The 18,450-nt window shown below is 70.6% G+C and carries 14 protein-coding genes and 1 pseudogene; 7 read left to right on the top strand and 8 right to left on the bottom strand.

What is annotated here, in order from left to right:
* From GA0115254_RS05650 to GA0115254_RS05675, 6 genes and pseudogenes are all read left to right on the top strand, one after another.
* Positions 1-1,566, top strand: a pseudogene (locus GA0115254_RS05650) (MinD/ParA family protein); the annotation flags it as partial.
* A gap of 197 nt (positions 1,567-1,763) precedes the next feature.
* Positions 1,764-3,635 carry an ABC transporter substrate-binding protein gene (locus GA0115254_RS05655; RefSeq protein ID WP_093894177.1) on the top strand — a complete coding sequence of 624 codons (1,872 nt, stop codon included), beginning with the start codon at positions 1,764-1,766 and terminating at the stop codon, positions 3,633-3,635.
* Between the two features lie 145 nt (positions 3,636-3,780).
* Entirely contained in the window at positions 3,781-4,863 is a 1,083-nt protein-coding gene (locus GA0115254_RS05660) for an ABC transporter permease (RefSeq protein WP_093894178.1), read from the top strand.
* 11 nt (positions 4,864-4,874) lie between these two features.
* A complete protein-coding gene (locus GA0115254_RS05665) occupies positions 4,875-5,795 on the top strand; it encodes an ABC transporter permease (protein ID WP_256102408.1) in 921 nt (306 codons plus the stop codon).
* Positions 5,792-6,820 (top strand): ABC transporter ATP-binding protein, encoded by a 1,029-nt coding sequence (locus tag GA0115254_RS05670; protein ID WP_093894180.1) that lies wholly within the window; start codon positions 5,792-5,794, stop codon positions 6,818-6,820. Before GA0115254_RS05665 ends, GA0115254_RS05670 begins: the two co-directional genes overlap by 4 nt.
* A complete protein-coding gene (locus tag GA0115254_RS05675; RefSeq protein ID WP_093894181.1) occupies positions 6,817-7,812 on the top strand; it encodes an oligopeptide/dipeptide ABC transporter ATP-binding protein in 996 nt (331 codons plus the stop codon). Before GA0115254_RS05670 ends, GA0115254_RS05675 begins: the two co-directional genes overlap by 4 nt.
* A gap of 72 nt (positions 7,813-7,884) precedes the next feature.
* On the opposite strand, the gene GA0115254_RS05680 is transcribed toward GA0115254_RS05675, so the two are convergent.
* The gene (locus GA0115254_RS05680) at positions 7,885-9,009 is read right to left on the bottom strand and encodes an XdhC family protein (RefSeq protein ID WP_093894182.1); all 1,125 of its coding nucleotides are present in this window, start codon (positions 9,007-9,009) and stop codon (positions 7,885-7,887) included.
* Between the two features lie 63 nt (positions 9,010-9,072).
* Entirely contained in the window at positions 9,073-9,471 is a 399-nt protein-coding gene (locus GA0115254_RS05685) for a MarR family winged helix-turn-helix transcriptional regulator (protein WP_093894183.1), read from the bottom strand.
* Between GA0115254_RS05685 and GA0115254_RS05690 the strand changes: the two genes are divergently transcribed.
* Positions 9,419-9,673, top strand: a complete 255-nt coding sequence (locus GA0115254_RS05690; RefSeq protein ID WP_256102409.1) for a 2Fe-2S iron-sulfur cluster-binding protein — start codon at positions 9,419-9,421, stop codon at positions 9,671-9,673. The genes GA0115254_RS05685 and GA0115254_RS05690 overlap by 53 nt on opposite strands.
* Before the next feature lie 131 nt (positions 9,674-9,804).
* Here GA0115254_RS05690 and GA0115254_RS05695 read toward each other — a convergent pair whose 3' ends face one another.
* The 6 genes from GA0115254_RS05695 to infB all read right to left on the bottom strand — a co-directional run.
* Positions 9,805-10,773, bottom strand: a complete 969-nt coding sequence (locus GA0115254_RS05695) for a bifunctional riboflavin kinase/FAD synthetase (protein ID WP_093894184.1) — start codon at positions 10,771-10,773, stop codon at positions 9,805-9,807.
* Between the two features lie 43 nt (positions 10,774-10,816).
* The gene (locus GA0115254_RS05700; protein ID WP_093894185.1) at positions 10,817-14,512 is read right to left on the bottom strand and encodes a S1 family peptidase; all 3,696 of its coding nucleotides are present in this window, start codon (positions 14,510-14,512) and stop codon (positions 10,817-10,819) included.
* 203 nt (positions 14,513-14,715) lie between these two features.
* Positions 14,716-15,615 carry a tRNA pseudouridine(55) synthase TruB gene (truB, locus tag GA0115254_RS05705; RefSeq protein ID WP_093894186.1) on the bottom strand — a complete coding sequence of 300 codons (900 nt, stop codon included), beginning with the start codon at positions 15,613-15,615 and terminating at the stop codon, positions 14,716-14,718.
* Positions 15,612-16,064, bottom strand: a complete 453-nt coding sequence (rbfA, locus tag GA0115254_RS05710) for a 30S ribosome-binding factor RbfA (protein WP_093894187.1) — start codon at positions 16,062-16,064, stop codon at positions 15,612-15,614. The genes truB and rbfA overlap by 4 nt, the downstream gene beginning before the upstream one ends.
* A 25-nt stretch (positions 16,065-16,089) precedes the next feature.
* Entirely contained in the window at positions 16,090-16,386 is a 297-nt protein-coding gene (locus GA0115254_RS05715; protein WP_093894188.1) for a DUF503 domain-containing protein, read from the bottom strand.
* Between the two features lie 137 nt (positions 16,387-16,523).
* On the bottom strand, positions 16,524-18,450 hold a 1,927-nt coding region (infB, locus tag GA0115254_RS05720), incomplete at its 5' end, for a translation initiation factor IF-2 (protein WP_093894189.1).

An 18,450-nucleotide genomic window follows, 5' to 3' on the forward strand; every position in this document is an offset into this window, starting at 1 on the left:
GCACGCCGCCGCAGGCGCCCCACGACACCCCACGTGGCCCGCGCAGCAGGGCATGCCCCTGCCGCCGCAGGTCCCCCAGGCGCCCCAGCAGCCGGTCCAGGGAACGCCCAATCTGCCCGCACACGGTGGCCCCGCAGCCACCCGCGCACCAGCAGCCGCCGCAGCAGCAGCAACAGCAGCAGCAGGGACAGCCCGTCGACCCGCGGACCGGCGCCGCCTGGCCCACCCCGGTCACCCACGACCAGCGCGAGCGCTCCGTGCCCGGTGCCCCGCTCGGTTACACGGCGGCCGTGGAGCTCTCCTCCGACCGGCTGCTCCGGAACAAGCAGAAGGCGAAGAGCAGCCGTACGCCGTCCGGCGCGGCCCGTTTCAAGCTGGGCGGCAAGAAGGAGGAGGCCGAGCGGCAGCGCAAGCTCGACCTGATCCGTACGCCCGTGCTGTCCTGCTACCGGATCGCGGTCATCAGCCTCAAGGGCGGCGTCGGCAAGACCACGACGACCACCGCCCTCGGCTCGACCCTGGCCACCGAGCGGCAGGACAAGATCCTCGCCATCGACGCCAACCCGGACGCGGGCACGCTCGGCCGCCGGGTGCGCCGGGAGACCGGGGCCACCATCCGTGACCTGGTCCAGGCGATCCCGTATCTCAACTCGTACATGGACATCCGCCGCTTCACCTCGCAGGCGCCCTCCGGCCTGGAGATCATCGCCAATGACGTGGACCCGGCGGTCTCCACGACGTTCAACGACGAGGACTACCGGCGCGCGATCGATGTGCTGGGCAAGCAGTACCCGATCATCCTGACCGACTCGGGCACCGGTCTGCTCTACAGCGCGATGCGCGGAGTGCTGGACCTCGCCGACCAGCTGATCATCATCTCGACGCCATCGGTCGACGGTGCGTCAAGCGCGTCCACCACACTGGACTGGCTGTCGGCGCACGGGTACGCGGAGCTCGTGCAGCGCTCCATCACCGTCATCTCGGGTGTCCGCGAGACCGGCAAGATGATCAAGGTCGATGACATCGTGCAGCACTTCGAGACGCGTTGCCGCGGCGTGGTCGTCGTACCGTTCGACGAGCACCTGTCGGCCGGTGCGGAGGTCGACCTCGACATGATGCGGCCCAAGACCCGCGAGGCGTACTTCAACCTCTCCGCGATGGTCGCGGAGGACTTCGCGCGCGCCCAGCAGCAGCAGGGACTCTGGACGTCGAACGGCTCCAACCCGCCCCCGCAGTACGCGCCGCCGATGCCCGGCCAGCAGCAGTACTCCCCGCAGCAGCCTCCGCAGCAGCAGCCGTACCCGCCACAGCAACAGCCGTACGGTGGGCAGCAGCCCCCGCACGCCGTACCCCCCGCAGCCCGGCCCCGGCGTGCAACAGAACGGCTGGCAGCAGTCGTTGCCCTCCCAGGCGCAGTCCGCGGCGAGCCCGGCCGGACCGCCGCCGCCTCACCAGCAGTATCCGGGTCAGCCGGGTCAACCCGGACAGCCGATTCCGCCCGAACTGCAGGGTCCCGTACCGCCCGCGGGTTGGTCGCAGCAGCCGCCGCCAGCGCCTCAGCAGTAAGGCAACAGAGGTCTAAACCAATGAGGGCCCGCACCGTCTCCACGGTGCGGGCCCTCTGCGCATTCCCGCAGACCACACGCCGTTTCGGTGACCGTTGACGCGGCTCGACCCCCGCTGATAAACCTTCGCTTCACCAGCTGGCGAACCACAGATCAACCCGCCTTCTCCGTGCGAGTCATGACGCGAGGTCCCTGACCATGGTCGAAAGAGTTCCACCACCCTCTGCCCAGCCACGCTCACGTCTGCGTGTCCTCCTGGCCTCCGGGGCCGCTGCTCTGGCGCTGGCCGCCGGATCCATCGTCCCGGGCGTGCCCCTCGGTGCCGCGCCGCAGCAGGCGCAGGCCGCCGACAGCGGCAAGTCGACGCTGACCGTCGCCGTCGCACAGAGCGTCGACTCCCTGAGCCCGTTCCTCGCTCAGCGGCTGATGAGCACGAGCATCAGCCGGCTCATGTACGACTTCCTGACGAACTACGACCCCAAGGACAATCACGCGGTCCCCGCCCTCGCCACCAAGTGGGAGCCGTCCGCGGACAAGTTGACCTGGACGTACACCATCCGGTCCGACTCCAAGTGGTCGGACGGCCAGCAGGCCACCGCCGAGGACGCGGCGTGGACGTTCAACAAGATGATGACCGACGAGGGCGCCGCGCAGGCCAACGGCAACTTCGTCGCGAACTTCAAGAAGGTGACGGCCCCGAGCCCGACGCAGCTGGTCATCGAGCTCAAGGAGCCGCAGGCCACCATGGCCGCGCTCGATGTGCCGATAGTCCCGAAGCACGTCTGGGAGAAGGTCGGTGACTTCTCCAAGTTCAACAACGACACAAAGTTCCCGATCGTCGGCAACGGGCCGTTCATCCTGACGGACTACAAGGTCGACCAGTACGTGAAGCTCAAGGCCAACAAGGACTTCTGGCGCGGGAAGCCGAAGTTCGACGAGCTGGTCTTCAAGACGTACAAGGACCAGGACGCCGCGGTCGCCGCACTGCGCAAGGGCGAGGTCTCGTTCGTGGCCGGCTCCCCCGCGCTGACGCCCGCACAGGCCGCGTCCCTCAAGGGCGAGAAGAACATCAAGGTCAACGAGGGCCCGGGACGCCGCTTCTTCGCGCTGGCCACCAACCCGGGCGCGCAGACCAAGGACGGCAAGAAGTTCGGCGACGGCAACAAGGCCCTTCTCGACCAGAAGGTGCGCCAGGCCCTCTTCCTGTCGGTCGACCGCAAGACCATCATCGACAAGGTCTTCCAGGGCCACGCCGTCGAGGGCCAGGGCTACATCCCGCCGCGCTTCTCGGCGTACCACTGGCAGCCGTCCGCCGACCAGAGCCTCGCCTACGACCCGGCCAAGGCCGCCAAGCTCCTCGACGAAGCGGGCTACCCGCTCAAGGGCGACCAGCGCGTCGGCAAGGACGGCAAACCGCTCGACCTGCGCATCCTGTGCCACGCCACGGACCCGAACGACAAGGCGATCGGCAAGTACCTCAAGGAGTGGTGGGGCAAGCTCGGCATCGGTCTCAAGGTCGACTGCCTCGACGACGTCTCGGTGCCCTGGTACGCCGGTGAGTACGACCTCGCCTTCGACGGCTGGTCCGTCAACCCGGACCCGGACTTCGTCCTCGGCATCCACACCTGCGACGCCCTGCCGGTCAAGGCCAAGGACAGCGCCGCCACCGACAACTTCATCTGCGACAAGACGTACGACGAGCTCTACAAGAAGCAGCTCGCCGAGTACGACCCGGCCAAGCGCGCGGACATCGTCAAGCAGATGCAGTCGTGGATGTACGACTCGGGGTACATGAACATCATCGCGTACCCGAACGCGGTCGAGGCCTACCGCACCGACCAGATCAAGTCGATCACGACCATGCCCGAGGCGGCAGGCAACATCTACGGCCAGGACGGGTACTGGAGCTGGTGGTCGGCCGTTCCGGCGGGCAGCAGCAGTTCGGACAGCTCCGGCGGGTCCAGCTCCACCGGAGTCGTCATCGGCATCATCGTGGTCGTCGTGGTGCTCGCCGGTGGCGGTCTGTTCTTCGCGATGCGCCGCCGCACCACCGCGGACGACCGCGAGTAATCACGCGGACGGTCTGAGAGGGAACCGCCGGGACGGCGCGAAGCCGCCCCGGCGGTTCCCTCCAGGACCGGCCGGCACACGGGGTGCGACGCCGCACCCCGTGTGCCGGTCGGTCTCAGTGCAGCACGAGTAACGAGAGTTTCCCATGACAGCTGAAAGCACTCCGGCGCTCGTGCAGATCGCGGATGCGGACACCGAAGGTCCGGCTCAGGCCGGCCCGTCGGCCGCCCGCGGTCCACGGGCGCGCAACACCAAGGCCTATCTCCAGTACGTGGCGGCCAAGATCGCGGGAGCGGCCGTCTCCCTGTTCGCGGTCCTGGTCACCAGCTTCTTCCTGTTCCGGCTCATTCCCAGCGATCCGGTGAAGCAGATGACGGGCGGCCGCCCCGTCTCCGCCGAACAACTCCAGTCGCTCCGGCATCAGTTCGGCCTCGACCAGCCGATGTGGCGGCAGTTCACCACGTACGTCGGCGACGCCCTCACGGGCGACTTCGGCACCTCGTTCCAGTTCCATGCGCCCGTCATCGACAAGATCACCGAGGCGCTCCCGGCGACCCTGCTCCTCACCGGCACGTCGTACGTCCTCTACACCGCGCTCGGCATCTGGCTCGGCACCCGTACCGCCTGGCGCAACGGCTCCATGAGCGACCGTTTCAACACCGCGTTCGCGCTCACGCTCTACTCGGTGCCGTCGTTCTGGCTGGGCCTGCTCCTGATCATCGTCTTCTCGGTGGGGATCGGTCCGATTCCCGGCATGTTCCCGACAGGCGGTATGGAATCGGGTGGCGAGAGCGGATTCGCGTACCTCCTCGATGTGGCGCATCATCTGGTCCTCCCGGTCATCACGCTGGTCGCGGTCGGGTATGCGCAGACGCTTCTGGTGATGCGCTCCTCGCTGCTGGACGAGATGGGCAGCGACTATCTGACGACCGCCCGCGCGAAGGGGCTGCGGGACGATGTCGTGCGCCGCAAGCACGCCGTACCGAACGCGATGCTGCCGACGTTCACGCTGATGTTCGTGAACCTGGGGCATGTGGTCGCCGGGCAGATCCTGGTCGAGACGGTCTTCTCCTGGCCCGGCCTCGGCGGTCTCTTCTACCAGGGGCTCAGCGTGCCCGATCTCCCCCTCGTACAGGGGCTGTTCTTCGTCTTCGCCACCGCGGTGATCCTGGCGAACACCCTTGCCGATGTGCTGTATCCGTTGCTCGATCCCCGGGTGGGCCGATGACGACCGAATCCATGCCCACGCCCACGAAGGCCGCAGCGGCCGAGAACCCGCGCGCGCTGGCCAGGGCGCGCAAGCGCCGGTCCGTCGCCCGTTTCTGGCGGGAGTACCGCAGTCACAGGAGCGGACTGTGGGGTCTGGCCGCGCTCGTCCTGATCGCGCTGATCGCCCTGTTCGCGCCGCAGCTCGTCGGCGCCGACTCACAGAGCGTCACCGGCGCGCCAGGAGGTGCCCTGGAGTCGCCGAGCGGTGAATTCCCGCTCGGTACGGACCAGTTCGGACGCAGCGTACTGGCCCTGCTGGTGTGGGGCGCCCGGGTCTCGTTGACGGTCGGCCTGCTCGCGGCGTTCCTGTGCGTCGCCATCGGTACGGTCGTCGGTATCGTCGCGGGGCACTTCCACGGCTGGTACTCGACGGTCCTGATGCGGGTCACCGACTGGTTCCTGGTGATGCCGACCCTGGTCCTCGCGATCGCGCTCGCCACCGTGATGGACCGCTCGATGTGGACGGTCATCATCGCGATCGGCGTCACGACCTGGCCGACCACGGCCCGGCTGGTCCGTGCCCAGACCCTCGCCGTGGAGTCCCGCCCGTACATCGAGCGCGCCCGCGCCCTGGGCGGCGGCCACGGGCACATCATGGTCCGGCACGTGCTGCCGAACGTGATGCCGCTGGTGCTCGCGCAGACCACGCTGGTGATCTCCAGCGCGATCCTCACCGAGGCCACGCTGGCCTTCCTCGGGCTGAGCGACCCGACCACCACCTCCTGGGGCGGCATGCTCCAGGACGCCCGCGAGGCGGGCGCGGTGAGCGCGGGCGACTGGTGGTACCTGGCACCGCCCGGAATCGCCATCGCCGTGGTGGCCCTGTCGTTCACACTGTGCGGCCGCGCCATCGAGTCCGTCCTCAATCCCAAGCTGGGGGTGGCCCGTTGAGTACGACGAGCATCCAGAAGACGCCACTTCTCGACGTACGGGACCTCACGGTGACGTACGCCGGTGGGGCGCAGGCCGTCCGTGGCGTGAACCTCACCGTCGACGCGGGGCAGAAGCTCGGCATCGCCGGTGAGTCCGGCTGCGGGAAGTCGACGCTGGCGCTCGCGCTGCTGCGGCTGCTGCCCGCCGGGACGAAGGTCTCCGGCCAGATCCTGCTGAACGGCGAGGACGTCCTCACCATGAAGTGGGGCCAGGTCAGGGCGGTGCGCTGGGCGGGGGCATCGATCGTGTTCCAGGGCGCGATGCACTCGCTCAACGCGGTGCACCGCATCGGGGAGCAGATCGCCGAGCCGATCCTGCTGCACAAGAAGGCGACGCAGGCCGGGGCCGCGAAGAAGGCCGGTGAACTCCTGGAACAGGTGGGGCTGCCGGCCGCCCGCGCGGACGCCTATCCGCACGAGCTGTCCGGCGGGCAGCGGCAGCGCGTGATGATCGCGATGGCGCTGGCCTGCGATCCGGGCCTGATCATCGCGGACGAGCCGACCACGGCTCTCGATGTGATGATCCAGGCCCAGATCCTGCGGCTGATCGAGCAGTTGGTGTCCGAGCAGGACCTCGGCCTGATCATGATCAGCCATGACCTCGCGGTGCTCTCGGACACCTGCGACCGGCTCGCGGTGATGTACGCGGGCCGGGTCGTGGAGGAGGGCCCGGCGTCCGAGGTCTACGAGAACGCGCACCACCCGTACGGCAAAGCCCTGTCGGGCGCCTTTCCGCGCATCGGCGACCCGGCCTCCCGGTTCGCGCCCCGCGGACTGCCCGGCGATCCGCCGGACCCGTCGGCGCTGCCCGGCGGCTGCACCTTCCATCCGCGCTGCCCGATGGCCCTGGACTCCTGCGCGACGCAGGACCAGGAGCTGCGGGACGCGGGGCCCCGGCGGCGGGCCGCCTGCGTGCTGGTGGAGCCGGGGGCGGCCGCGGCCGGGGCCCGGCCGGGTGCCGAGGAAGCAAGGAGCACATCATGACCACCACCACTCCCCTGTTGAGTGCAAAGGGGCTGAAGGTCACCTTCCCCGGTCGGCGCGGGGCTGCTCCGGCGCGTGCCGTGGACAGCGTCGATCTGGACATCCGGCCCGGCGAGATCGTCGCCCTGGTCGGCGAGTCGGGCTGCGGCAAGACGACGCTGGCGCGTTCGCTGCTGGGTCTGGTCCCGCCGACGTCCGGGCAGGTGACCTTCGGCGGGCAGCCGCTCGACTATGCGAGCCGGGCGCTGAAGGCGTACCGCAAGCGGGTCCAGCTGGTGCTCCAGGACCCCAGCGGTTCGCTCAACCCGAGGCACACGGTGTACGACGCCGTCGCCGAGGGTCTGCGGATCCACGGGTACGCGGGTGACGAGCGGGCGGCGGTGGCCGAGGCGCTGTCGCGGGCTGGGCTACGGCCTCCCGAGCGGTTCTTCCTGCGCTATCCGCACGAGCTGTCGGGCGGTCAGCGCCAGCGGGTCGTGATCGCGGGCGCGCTCGTGCTGGAGCCGGAACTCATCGTGGCCGACGAGCCGGTGGCCTCGCTGGATGCTTCGGTGCGCGGCGAGATCCTGGCCCTGTTGCTGCGGCTGCGGGACGAACTGGGTCTGTCCGCTCTGGTGGTCACGCACGACCTCGGCCTGGCATGGAACATCGCCGACCGGGTCGCGGTGATGTACCTCGGGCGGATCGTGGAGACGGGCGAGGTGGAGCAGATCCTGACGGCTCCGCAACACCCGTACACCCAGGCACTGTTGTCGGTGCTGCCGGAGGCCGGTGGCGATCCGGTGATTCTGACCGGTGAGCCGCCGGACCCGTCCAGGGTGCCGTCCGGGTGCCGGTTCCATGCCCGCTGCCAGGTCCTGGCCTCGGGCGAGGCCGAGCGTGCGGGTGTCGCGGACGCGTGCCGTACGAAGGACCTGCCGGTGCTCGCGGGCGGCGGGCAGACACAGGTGGCGTGCCACTGGGCGGCCGCGACTGCGAAGGCGCGGGCGTAGCGGGGTGACCCGGGGCCTGTCCGGCGGATCGCCCTCGGACGGGTCCCGGCTCGTCCGGCGGACGCAGCGCCGTCAGGCGCCGGGCGGGCTGCCGGTTGCCCGGCCGTGGATCGCCCCGGTCAGCTCGCCGAGCGGCCTGCCCGTCCCGCCCCAGCGGTGCTGGATGATCTCCGCGGCGATCGAGACGGCGGTCTCCTCCGGTGTGCGCGCACCGAGGTCCAGCCCGAGGGGCGAGGCGAGCCGCGCCAGTCCGGCCGCGTCGACCCCGGCCTCCCGTAGCCGCGCGGCCCGGTCCAGGTGGGTGCGCCGGCTGCCCATGACCCCGATGTACGCGGCAGGTGTGCGCAAGGCGGCCACCAACAGCGGAACGTCGAACTTCGGATCGTGCGTCAGTACACAGATGACCGTCCGCTCGTCGATGTCCGTCGCCCCCAGATAGGTGTGCGGCCAGGCGCAGATCACCTCGTCGGCGGTGGGGAAGCGATCCCGGGTGGCGAAGGCCGGGCGGGCATCGCAGACGGTGACCCGGTAACCGAGGAAGGCACCCATGCGTGCGATGGCGGCCGCATGGTCGATGGCACCGAAGACGAGCATCCGGGGCGGTGGCGCGTACGTCTGGACGAAGACGGACACCTCCTGCATCCGGCGCTCACCGTGCGCCCCGAACCGCAGGGCGCCGGTCGCACCCTGGGCGAGCAGTCCCCGGGCGTCGTCGGTGACGGCCGAGTCGAGCCCCTCGTCGCCGAGCGTTCCCTGCGTGGTCCGTGCCCGGACGACCAGGCAGGCGCCGGGCTCCGCCTCGCCGGAGATGACGGTGGCGACGGCGACGGGCTCGCCTCTGCCGATACTGTCGACGGCCTCCCGCAGCCGGGCCCGGTCGGCCTCCGACGCGAAGGACCTGACGAACACCTCGATCGTGCCGCCGCACGTCAGGCCCACACCGAACGCCTCGTCGTCGCTGATCCCGTACGTCTGCAGCTGAGGACTTCCGGTGGCGAGGACCTCGCCGGCCACCTCGTACACCGCGCCTTCGACACAGCCTCCGGAGACGCTGCCCGCCACCGCGCCGTCAGCGGTCACGGCCATCATGGCGCCGGGAGCGCGCGGGGCGCTGCCGCGTACGCAGACGACGGTCGCCAGGGCGAAGGGGGTGCCGGCGTCGATCCAGGCACGCAGTTCCGACAGCAGTTCACGCACGGCACGGACCTCCTCCCGGCCGGATGCGGTCCGGCTCGATGCGGCCTCACCATAAACGAGGTTCTAGCAGTCAGATACTGACCACTGGGCGCTTCGGGTGCGGTCCCTCCGTGCGGCCGCTGTGAGCGCCTCGGGGTCGGGCGGGGTCCGTTCGGCCGTCTCCAGGGAGCGTTCCAGCTTTCCGAGCAGCCTGCCGAGCCGGCGGCGCTCGCTTTCGCTCAGCTCGGCCGGCATCCGCTGTTCGTCGGCGAAGTGCGCGACGGCGACCACATCGGCGATCTCGATCCCCCGCCCGGTGAGCCGTGCGTACACCACCCGACGGTCATCGGGATCGCGTACACGCGTCACCGGGCCGGCCTTCTCCAGTCGGTCCGGCCGTGGGGTGATGCCGCCGGTGGTGACCAGGGCGATGTCGGCGAGTTCGCCGGCCGTCTGCCGGTGGGGCGGTCCTGACCTGCGCAGAGCCGCGAGTACGTCGAAGGCCGGTGAACCGGGCCCGGTCCAGCGGACCTTCGCGGAGTGCGGCGGCTTCCGGTGCGGCTACCGCACCTCCGGCATGATCACGCTGACCACGGCCCTGCTGCGAGAACATCCCGTCCCGGACGAAGAGACGATCCGCTCCTGGATCTCCTCCCATGTGTGCCGCTGCACCGGCTACCGGTGATCACCGAATCGGTGCACAGGGCCGCCGAGCTGATCCGCTCCGCAGAATCGGCCCGTACCGGCGAGGACGCCCGATGACGACCTCCTCGCGTATCGGCACCGGCAACCGCCGTACCGGTGCCGTGCTCAAGCTCACCGGCGCCGCGCAGTACCGCTCTCGTACGCGGAGATCAGCTCGCTGCACCGCTTCACATCGGCCGCCATCGCCACGAGCAGGTCGTCGATCGAGTCGAACTTCAGCATCCCGCGTACGTACGCGAGGAAGTCCACCGAGACTGGGAGCCCGTACAGGTCGAGGCCGACGCGGTCGATCGCGTACGCCTCCACCGTCCGCTCCGTGCCGTCGAACTGCGGGTTCGTGCCGACCGAGATCGCGGCGGGCATCGCCTCGCCGTTCACATTGAGCCAGCCCGCGTAGACGCCGTCGGCGGGGATCGCGGTGTGCGGCAGGGTCTCCACGTTGGCCGTGGGGAAGCCCATCTCACGGCCGCGCTGTGCGCCGCGGACCACGATGCCCTCGACCCGGTGCGGCCGGCCCAGGATCTCGGCCGCGCCCGCGACATCACCCTCGGCGACCAGCCGTCGGGTGAGGGTGGAGGAGAACGGCTGGCCGCCGCCCGCTGCACCGCTCACATACAGGTCGATGACCTCGACTCCGTAGTCGTACGTCTCGCCGAACTCGGTGAGCAGCTGCACATTCCCGGCTGCCTTGTGACCGAAGCGGAAGTTGGGGCCTTCGATGACCAGCTGCGCGTGCAGCTTGTCGACGAGGACCTTCACGATGAAGTCGGCCGGCGCGAGCTTCGAGAATTCGGTGGTGAACGGCAGGATCAGCACCGCGTCCACCCCCAGCTCCGTCATCAGCTCGGCGCGCCGGTGGTGCGGGGCGAGCAGCGGCGGGTGGCTGCCGGGCCGTACGACCTCGCTGGGATGCGGGTCGAAGGTCACCACGACCGACTGCACGCCCAGCTCGCGTGCCCGCTCCACGGCCCGCCCGATGATCAGCTGGTGTCCGCGGTGCACCCCGTCATAGGAGCCGATGGTGACGACGCTGCGTCCCCAGTCCTGGGGGATGTCCTCCAAGCCACGCCAGCGCTGCACTGTGACCGCTCCTCGCCCGAACCCGTGTACGTGAGATTGCCTGTTACGCAGGTCTAAGACTGCCATGCTCACGCCCCGCGGCCTGCATCGGCATCGTCTTCGGGCTTCCCAGCGCCTCCACCGTCCGCCGCGCGCTCGGGCCGATGAGCGCCGCCCACTCCTGCGGGGCGTCGGCCAGCCACCCGGTGACCAGGGCCGCGAATCCGGGCACGTCACGAGCGAGTTCGACCAGTCGGCGGTCGAAGCGGACCGCGCCCTCGGGGGTACGGACCAGCAGCATCCCGGTGCGGTGGACCAGGGCGCGGGTGCGGGCCGGCGCGCGTCCGCCGGAGCCAGTGGCGGCAGCCCGCAGCAAGGCGTCGAGCACGGCCGGGTCGCGGTGGGCGTCCTGCTCGAATTCCAGCAGGACCTCCAGCAGCTCGCCCCTCAGCTGCCCGGAGGCGGGGCTGCCGGGCGCCGCGAGCACCCCGGCGAGCGCGCCGCGCACCGGCGGCGGCACGGGACGGTCCCGCAGCAGTCCGGTCACCAGGGGCAACAACAGGGCCCGGGCGGCGGGTCCGTGCTCCAGCCGGCGGTCGACATACGAGGCCGCGTGCACGGCGTCCTCCGGGTGGCTGTCGATGTACGCCCGCACGAGCCCGGCGGCGTGCAGGGCCAGCGCGGGGGCGTCGATCCCGGCGAGCGAGCGCAGCACCTCGCCCGCCCCCTCGTCGGGCCGGGTGAGCCGCTCCCGGAACGCGGCGAGCACCTGCTCCGCATGAGAGGGCAGCGCGATGGCGAGCGCGTGCGCGGGCAGCTGCGGCTCGCCCGCGACGAAGGCCCGCAGAGCCTGCGGGAGGTGGCGGTCCCTGGTCTGCGGATCCTGTACGAGGAGGGTGAGCGCGGCCCCGTACAGGGAGGCGTCGGCCGGGCCGGCCAGCAGGGCGCGGGCGGCTTGGCGCAGCAGCTCGCGGTCGGCGTCGAAGGTGACGTGCGCCGCAGTGACCAGTGCGTACGAGGCGGCGGCGGTCCGGCGGGCGGGCCGGTCCTCGTCACGGGCCCATCTGTCGACAGCCCGGCAGAGCGCGGAGGGCTCGTCCTCGGCCAGCGCGACGAGCAGCTCTTCGGCCCGGGGGTGGGCGGTCGAGACGAGCGCGTCGGTCAGATCGTCGACGGCCAGGTCCCGACGGGCGTAGAGCAGCGCCTGAGCGGCGGCGGCCACGGTCGGGCGGGTCGTGACGCCCTCATCGCCAGGGAGGGGGCGCTCGTCGGTGAACCAGCCGCAGAGCAGCGGCTGCATGGTCCGGGGCTGCGCGACGAGCCGCCGCGCGACGGCATCCAGAAACCGCTCGCCGCTGTCGCCGTCAAAGTACGCGTCGCAGGTGCGGTCGCCGTCACCACGGGGGTCGGCACGGCGCGGGCCGTCGGCGGGGACAAGACGCCGGAACAGATCAATCCGGTCCGCCTCGGGCAACCTCAGCCGTCGCCAGAACCACGGCCCGAACTCGGCGTACATCCCCGCCCCCGGGCTCTTTGGCCCGCCCGTGGCCGCACACCGGACGATGCGGCCGGCCAGCAGCCGCAGCACGCCGAGATGGGGCCGGGCATCGGGTACCCGGAGCATGGTCTCCGAGAGCAGGTGCACCGCCCACCAGCGGGGGTCATGGGCGGTCGCCGCACGCGCCCCCGAACCGGGCGGCATCCGGTCCAGGGCCTCGATCAGATCGGCAAGCCGGTGCGCCAGCGCGGCAGGGCCCTGGCGGCGGCCCAGGAGCAGCAGGGCCTGGATCACCGGGCCGATCCGATGACGCGGTACGGGCAGGGTGCGCGGCCCGGTCGCCACCGCGGCCTCCCTTGCCGCGTCGGGCACGGGCACCCCGCTGCGCCCGGTACGCGGACTCCTCGGCTGCGGAACGCGCGGCTCCGCCGCCACCGCTCCCGGGTCCTCCTCCGTATGCCACCGGTGGACCAGCGCGTGCAGCGCCGCGTCCACGTCCAGGTGGGCGCCCTGTACCCAGTCCCCCAGCTCCTCGTGCGCGAAGCGGTAGCCCGCTCCCGCCGGGACGAGCAGCCCCTCGGTGAGGACCGCCGACGCCCAGCCCGTGCGCCAGGGGAACACCTCTTCGAACGCCACCCGGTCCAGCTCCCCCTGTCCGGGACCCAGACAGCGCCGCGCCGCTTCGTGGACCTGCCCCGCCACCCGCGCGGCCAGCCGTCGGACCGCGGTACCGCCGGGATCAGGGCGGCCCGATACGGCTGCGATGCGAACCGCGGTGCGCAGGCACATCAGGTCCAGGTGGGCGCCGAAGACGTCCTCCGCGTCCGGCCGCCCGGCGACGTCCTCGGGCAGCGCCTCGCGCACCTCCGCGAGAAGTCGCAGGGTGAGCGGGTGCCGGCCGTGGCCGGGGGCGAGCGCATCGGGCGGGATCGCGTACCGTTCCCGGGCCTGTTCGGCCTGGCTCGCGGTGAAATCGCCGAGGCGGACCGCGGACGGCAGCCGCCTCGCAGGCATGGCGGGGCGGTGCAGGGCGCCGGGCGGGCAGAGCGCACCGGCCGTCTCCCAGTGCTCGGGCGTGCACGCGACCACGAGCCGCGCCCCGCATTCCCGCAGCCAGTCGACGGTGCCCGCGGTCCACCGGGCCAGCCCGTGGGCCAGTACGGGCGGCATCTCCTCGGGGCCGTCCAGCAGGACGAGCAACGGGCTCCCGGACTCTTCGGCCAGCCCGGCCACCCGCTCGGGGGTGGCGCTCGCCATGTCGCCCGTCGCTCCGGCGGCGGTGACGATCCGTCCGGCCCGCCGGAGCGTACGCGCGATCGCGTCGGCCACCGAGGCGTCGTCGGCCAGCAGATCGGCGCCGCGCAGCCAGAGGGTGGGTGCGGGTACGGCGCCGCGGGCCCGGCGGGCGGCGAGTGCGGCCAGTTCGGTGGTGCGGCCGGTTCCCGGCGCTCCGACGAGACCGAGGACCACGGCGGGGCCGTGCGGTGCGGACGAGGAGTGGCCGGGGACCGAGAAGGCGTTGAACTCCGCCATGACGTCCGGGCGTTCGACCGGATCGGAACAGCCGGCCGGCCCGCCCGCCGAGCCGAGCGATGTCGCGGTGAGGTGCAGGGCGCCCGCGAGATTGAGGTCGCGTCCGTAGCCGGGAACGCTCGTCGCGTTCCGCCGCAGCAGCTCATCCAGCGGACCGTCGGTGCCTGCACCCCTGAGCGGCACCGCGAACCCTGCGGCGGGGCGCCCGGCGCACAGCGCGGTGCCCAGCACGGCGATGACCGCGCCGCTCTCCGGATCGAGGACGGGCCCGCCCACGGCCGCACCGCCGAGCAGCAGCGCGTCTCTGCCGTCCGTACCGAGCGCCAACTCCCATGCTGCGCCGATCCGATGGGAGCGGCCGTTCGTGGTGTACGTCACCGGGGCGGTGCCGAGCACCCGCGCCTCGCGCCAGCCGTGGGCGGCGATCGTCACGTACGCACCGACGTCGATCCGGTCCCGTGCGGCGATCGGCGTCGGCTCCACGCCGAGTGCGGCGGGCCCTGAGGTGCGCAGCAGGGCGAGGCCCAGTTCGGGCAGCGGGGTGACATCGGCGGCCTCGACCGGGCAGCTCCGGCCGTCCGTTCCGTTCAAGAAGAGCCGGGTGGGACCGTCGACCGCTTCGTGGCTGGTCACCACCGTGCCCCGGTCGTCGGCGACGAATCCGGTCCCCAGCGACCGGCCGGCCGAATCGCAGATACGTACCAGCGCTGCCCGGTCCCCGCTTCCCATGGTCCGACGTTAGGCCGACGGTGATCGGCACGAATACCACTCGGAGTAAAAGCGCCCCCGAATGCACCCCTGATTCACTCCGAGCGCCTGCTCGTTGGGGTGAATTCATGGCGCCCGGTGGACAGAAAACGTTGGGGGATCGTGGAGCGGGCACAGGGGCCCTGCCCGCTCCACGACGGGGTCTCTCAGGACCCGGTCGCCGGTCAGACGAAGACGGCGAGGCTCTTGGCCTTGCCCTTCTGTTCCTCGACGAGCACCAGGAACCGTCCGTCGGGCCCGAAGACCCCGACCGGTCCCGGCGGGAAGGCCGGCATGTCCAGCCGCACCCCGTTCAGCAGCAGCTTGGCGCGCTTCTCGTCCACGTCCCAGCGGGGGAACGCCGAGGCGGCGGCCTCGGCCATCGGCATCACGGTCAGCTCCTGCTGGTGCTGGTCGAGCGTCCGCGCCAAATCGAGGCCGTACGGCCCGACCCGGGTGCGCCGCAGCGCGGTCAGATGCCCGCCGACACCGAGCCCGGCGCCGAGATCGCGGGCGATCGCGCGGATGTACGTACCCGAGGAGCAGACGACGGAGACGACCAGGTCGACGACCGGCGTCCCGTCCTCGGCGACCGCCTCGCGGACGTCGTAGACGTTGAAGGACGAGATCGTCACCGGCCTGGCCGGGATCTCGAACTCCTCGCCGCCGCGCACCCGCGCGTAGGACCGCTTGCCGTCGATCTTGATGGCGCTGACCTTGGACGGCACCTGCATGATCGATCCGGTCAGGGCCGCCACCCCGGCGTCGATGCCCTCACGCGTCACCCCGGACGCATCGGTGGACGAGGTGATCTCGCCCTCCGCGTCGTCCGTGATGGTGTTCTGGCCGAGCCGGATCGTGCCGAGGTACTCCTTCTCGGTCAGCGCGAGATGGCCCAGCAGCTTGGTGGCCTTCTCCACACCGAGCACGAGAACGCCCGTCGCCATCGGATCCAGCGTGCCGGCATGGCCGACGCGGCGGGTCCGGGCGATGCCGCGCATCTTGGCGACGACGTCGTGCGAAGTGAAGCCGGACGGCTTGTCCACAATGACAAGGCCGTCCGGCGTCTTGTTCTGCGATGTCATTCGGAGGCGGTGTCCTCGTCGTTCTCGTCCTCCGCCTTGCGGTACGGGTCCGCGCCGCCGGCGTACGTGGCGCCCGAGGATGCCTCGCGCACCCGTGCGTCCGAGGCCCGTGCCCGGTCGAGGAGGTCCTCGATCGCCTTGGCGTTCTCCGGAAGGGCGTCGGCCACGAAGGCCAGCGTGGGGGTGAACTTCGTCCCCGCCGCCGCTCCGACCGCCGAACGCAGGATGCCCTTGGCGCTCTCCAGGCCGGCCGCCGCGCTCGCCCGCTCCTCGTCGTCGCCGTAGACCGTGTAGAAGACCGTGGCCTCCCGCAGGTCACCGGTGACCCGGGTGTCCGTGATGGTCACGTGCGTACCCAGACGCGGGTCCTTGATACCGCGCTGCAGTTTCTCGGCGACCACCTCCTGGATGAGGTCCGCCAGCTTTTTCGCCCGCGCGTTGTCGGCCACTGGTCCGTCTCCTTCTTTGCCTTGCTCAATCGTCTTCGTCGCTGTGCAACCGTCGTCGTACGGACAACAGCTCCACCTCGGGCCGGCCGGCGATCAGCCGCTCGCACCGGTCGAGTACGTCTGTGAGGTGTCCGGTGTCCCCGGAGACCACGGCGAGGCCGATCTCGGCCCTGCGATGGAGATCCTGACCGCCCACCTCCGCCGCACTCACCGCGTATTTGCGCTGGAGTTCGGCGACGATCGGACGGACGATGGAGCGCTTCTCCTTCAACGACCGTACGTCGCCGAGAAGCAGATCGAAGGACAGTGTCCCCACATACATGTATGTCCGGATGTCCCGCCGGTTCGGGTTCGTGCCCTGCCAGCGCTTGGCAGGGACACAAGAACCGTACACGGAACGGCCGGGGCCGATCGACGGAAATATGACCCGTCGACCGGCCCCGACTGTTGAGGTACGGGTCAGCCTCGCGGCTTCTCGCGCATCTCGTACGTCGCGATGACGTCGTCGATCTTGATGTCGTTGAAGTTTCCGAGGTTGATACCACCCTCGAAGCCTTCGCGGATCTCGGTGACGTCGTCCTTGAAGCGGCGCAGACCGGAGATGTTGAGGTTCTCCGCGATGACCTTGCCATCGCGCAGCAGGCGCGCCTTGGTGTTGCGCTTGACCTCGCCGGACCGGACCAGCACACCGGCGATGTTGCCCAGCTTGGACGAGCGGAAGATCTCGCGGATCTCCGCCGTACCGAGCTCGACCTCTTCGTACTCCGGCTTGAGCATGCCCTTGAGGGCCGCTTCGATCTCTTCGATCGCCTGGTAGATGACCGAGTAGTACCGGACGTCCACGCCTTCGCGCTCGGCCATCTGCTGCGCACGCCCTGCGGCGCGCACGTTGAAGCCGATCACGATGGCGTCGGAGCCGGTCGCCAGGTCGATGTCCGACTCGGTGACCGCACCCACACCGCGGTGCAGGACCCGGATGTCGACCTCGTCGCCGACGTCGAGCTGGAGCAGCGAGGACTCGAGAGCCTCCACCGAACCGGACGCGTCGCCCTTGATGATGAGGTTGAGTTCCTGGACCAGACCGGCCTTGAGCGCCTCGTCCAGGTTCTCCAGGGAGAACCGGACACCCTTGCGGGCGAAGTTGGCGTTGCGCTCACGGGCTGCACGCTTCTCGGCGATCTGACGGGCCGTACGGTCCTCGTCGACCACCAGGAAGTTGTCGCCGGCACCCGGGACGTTGGTGAGACCCAGCACGAGGACGGGGGTCGACGGACCCGCTTCCTCGACGTTGTTGCCGTTGTCGTCGAGCATCGCCCGGACACGGCCGTACGCGTCGCCGACCACCATCGTGTCACCGATGCGCAGCGTGCCGCGCTGGACCAGGACGGTCGAAACGGCACCGCGGCCGCGGTCGAGGTGGGACTCGATCGCAATACCCTGCGCGTCCTGCTCCGGGTTGGCCCGCAGGTCGAGCGAGGCGTCCGCGGTCAGGACCACGGCCTCCAGCAGTTGGTCGATGTGCAGACCCTGCTTGGCGGAGATGTCGACGAACATCGTGTCGCCGCCGTACTCCTCGGCCACCAGCCCGAACTCGGTGAGCTGACCGCGCACCTTGGTCGGGTCCGCACCCTCGACGTCGATCTTGTTGACCGCGACCACGATCGGCACGTCGGCCGCCTTGGCGTGGTTCAGCGCCTCGATCGTCTGGGGCATCACACCGTCGTTCGCCGCCACCACGAGGATCGCGATGTCGGTGGACTTCGCACCACGGGCACGCATGGCGGTGAACGCCTCGTGACCCGGGGTGTCGATGAAGGTGATCCTGCGGTCCTCGCCGTTGACCTCGGAGGAGACCTGGTACGCACCGATGTGCTGCGTGATACCGCCGGCCTCGCCCGCAACGACGTTCGTCTTGCGGATCGCGTCCAGAAGTCGGGTCTTACCGTGGTCGACGTGACCCATGACGGTCACGACCGGCGGACGGGAGACCAGAGCCTCTTCGCCGCCCTCGTCCTCGCCGAACTCGATGTCGAAGGACTCGAGCAGCTCGCGGTCCTCCTCCTCCGGGCTGACGATCTCCAGGACGTAGTTCATCTCTTCGGCGAGCAGCTTCAGCGTCTCGTCGGAGACCGACTGCGTCGCCGTGACCATCTCGCCGAGGTTCATCATCACGGCGACGAGCGACGCCGGGTTGGCGTTGATCTTCTCCGCGAAGTCGGTGAGGGAGGCACCGCGCGACAGACGGACGGACTGTCCGTTGCCGCGAGGCAGCATGACGCCGCCCACCGACGGGGCCTGCATGGCCTCGTACTCCTGGCGCCTCTGCCGCTTCGACTTGCGACCACGACGCGCGGGACCGCCGGGACGGCCGAACGCACCCTGTGTG

Origin of the sequence: Streptomyces sp. Ncost-T10-10d (assembly GCF_900091955.1) — a bacterium.
GTDB lineage: Bacteria > Actinomycetota > Actinomycetes > Streptomycetales > Streptomycetaceae > Streptomyces.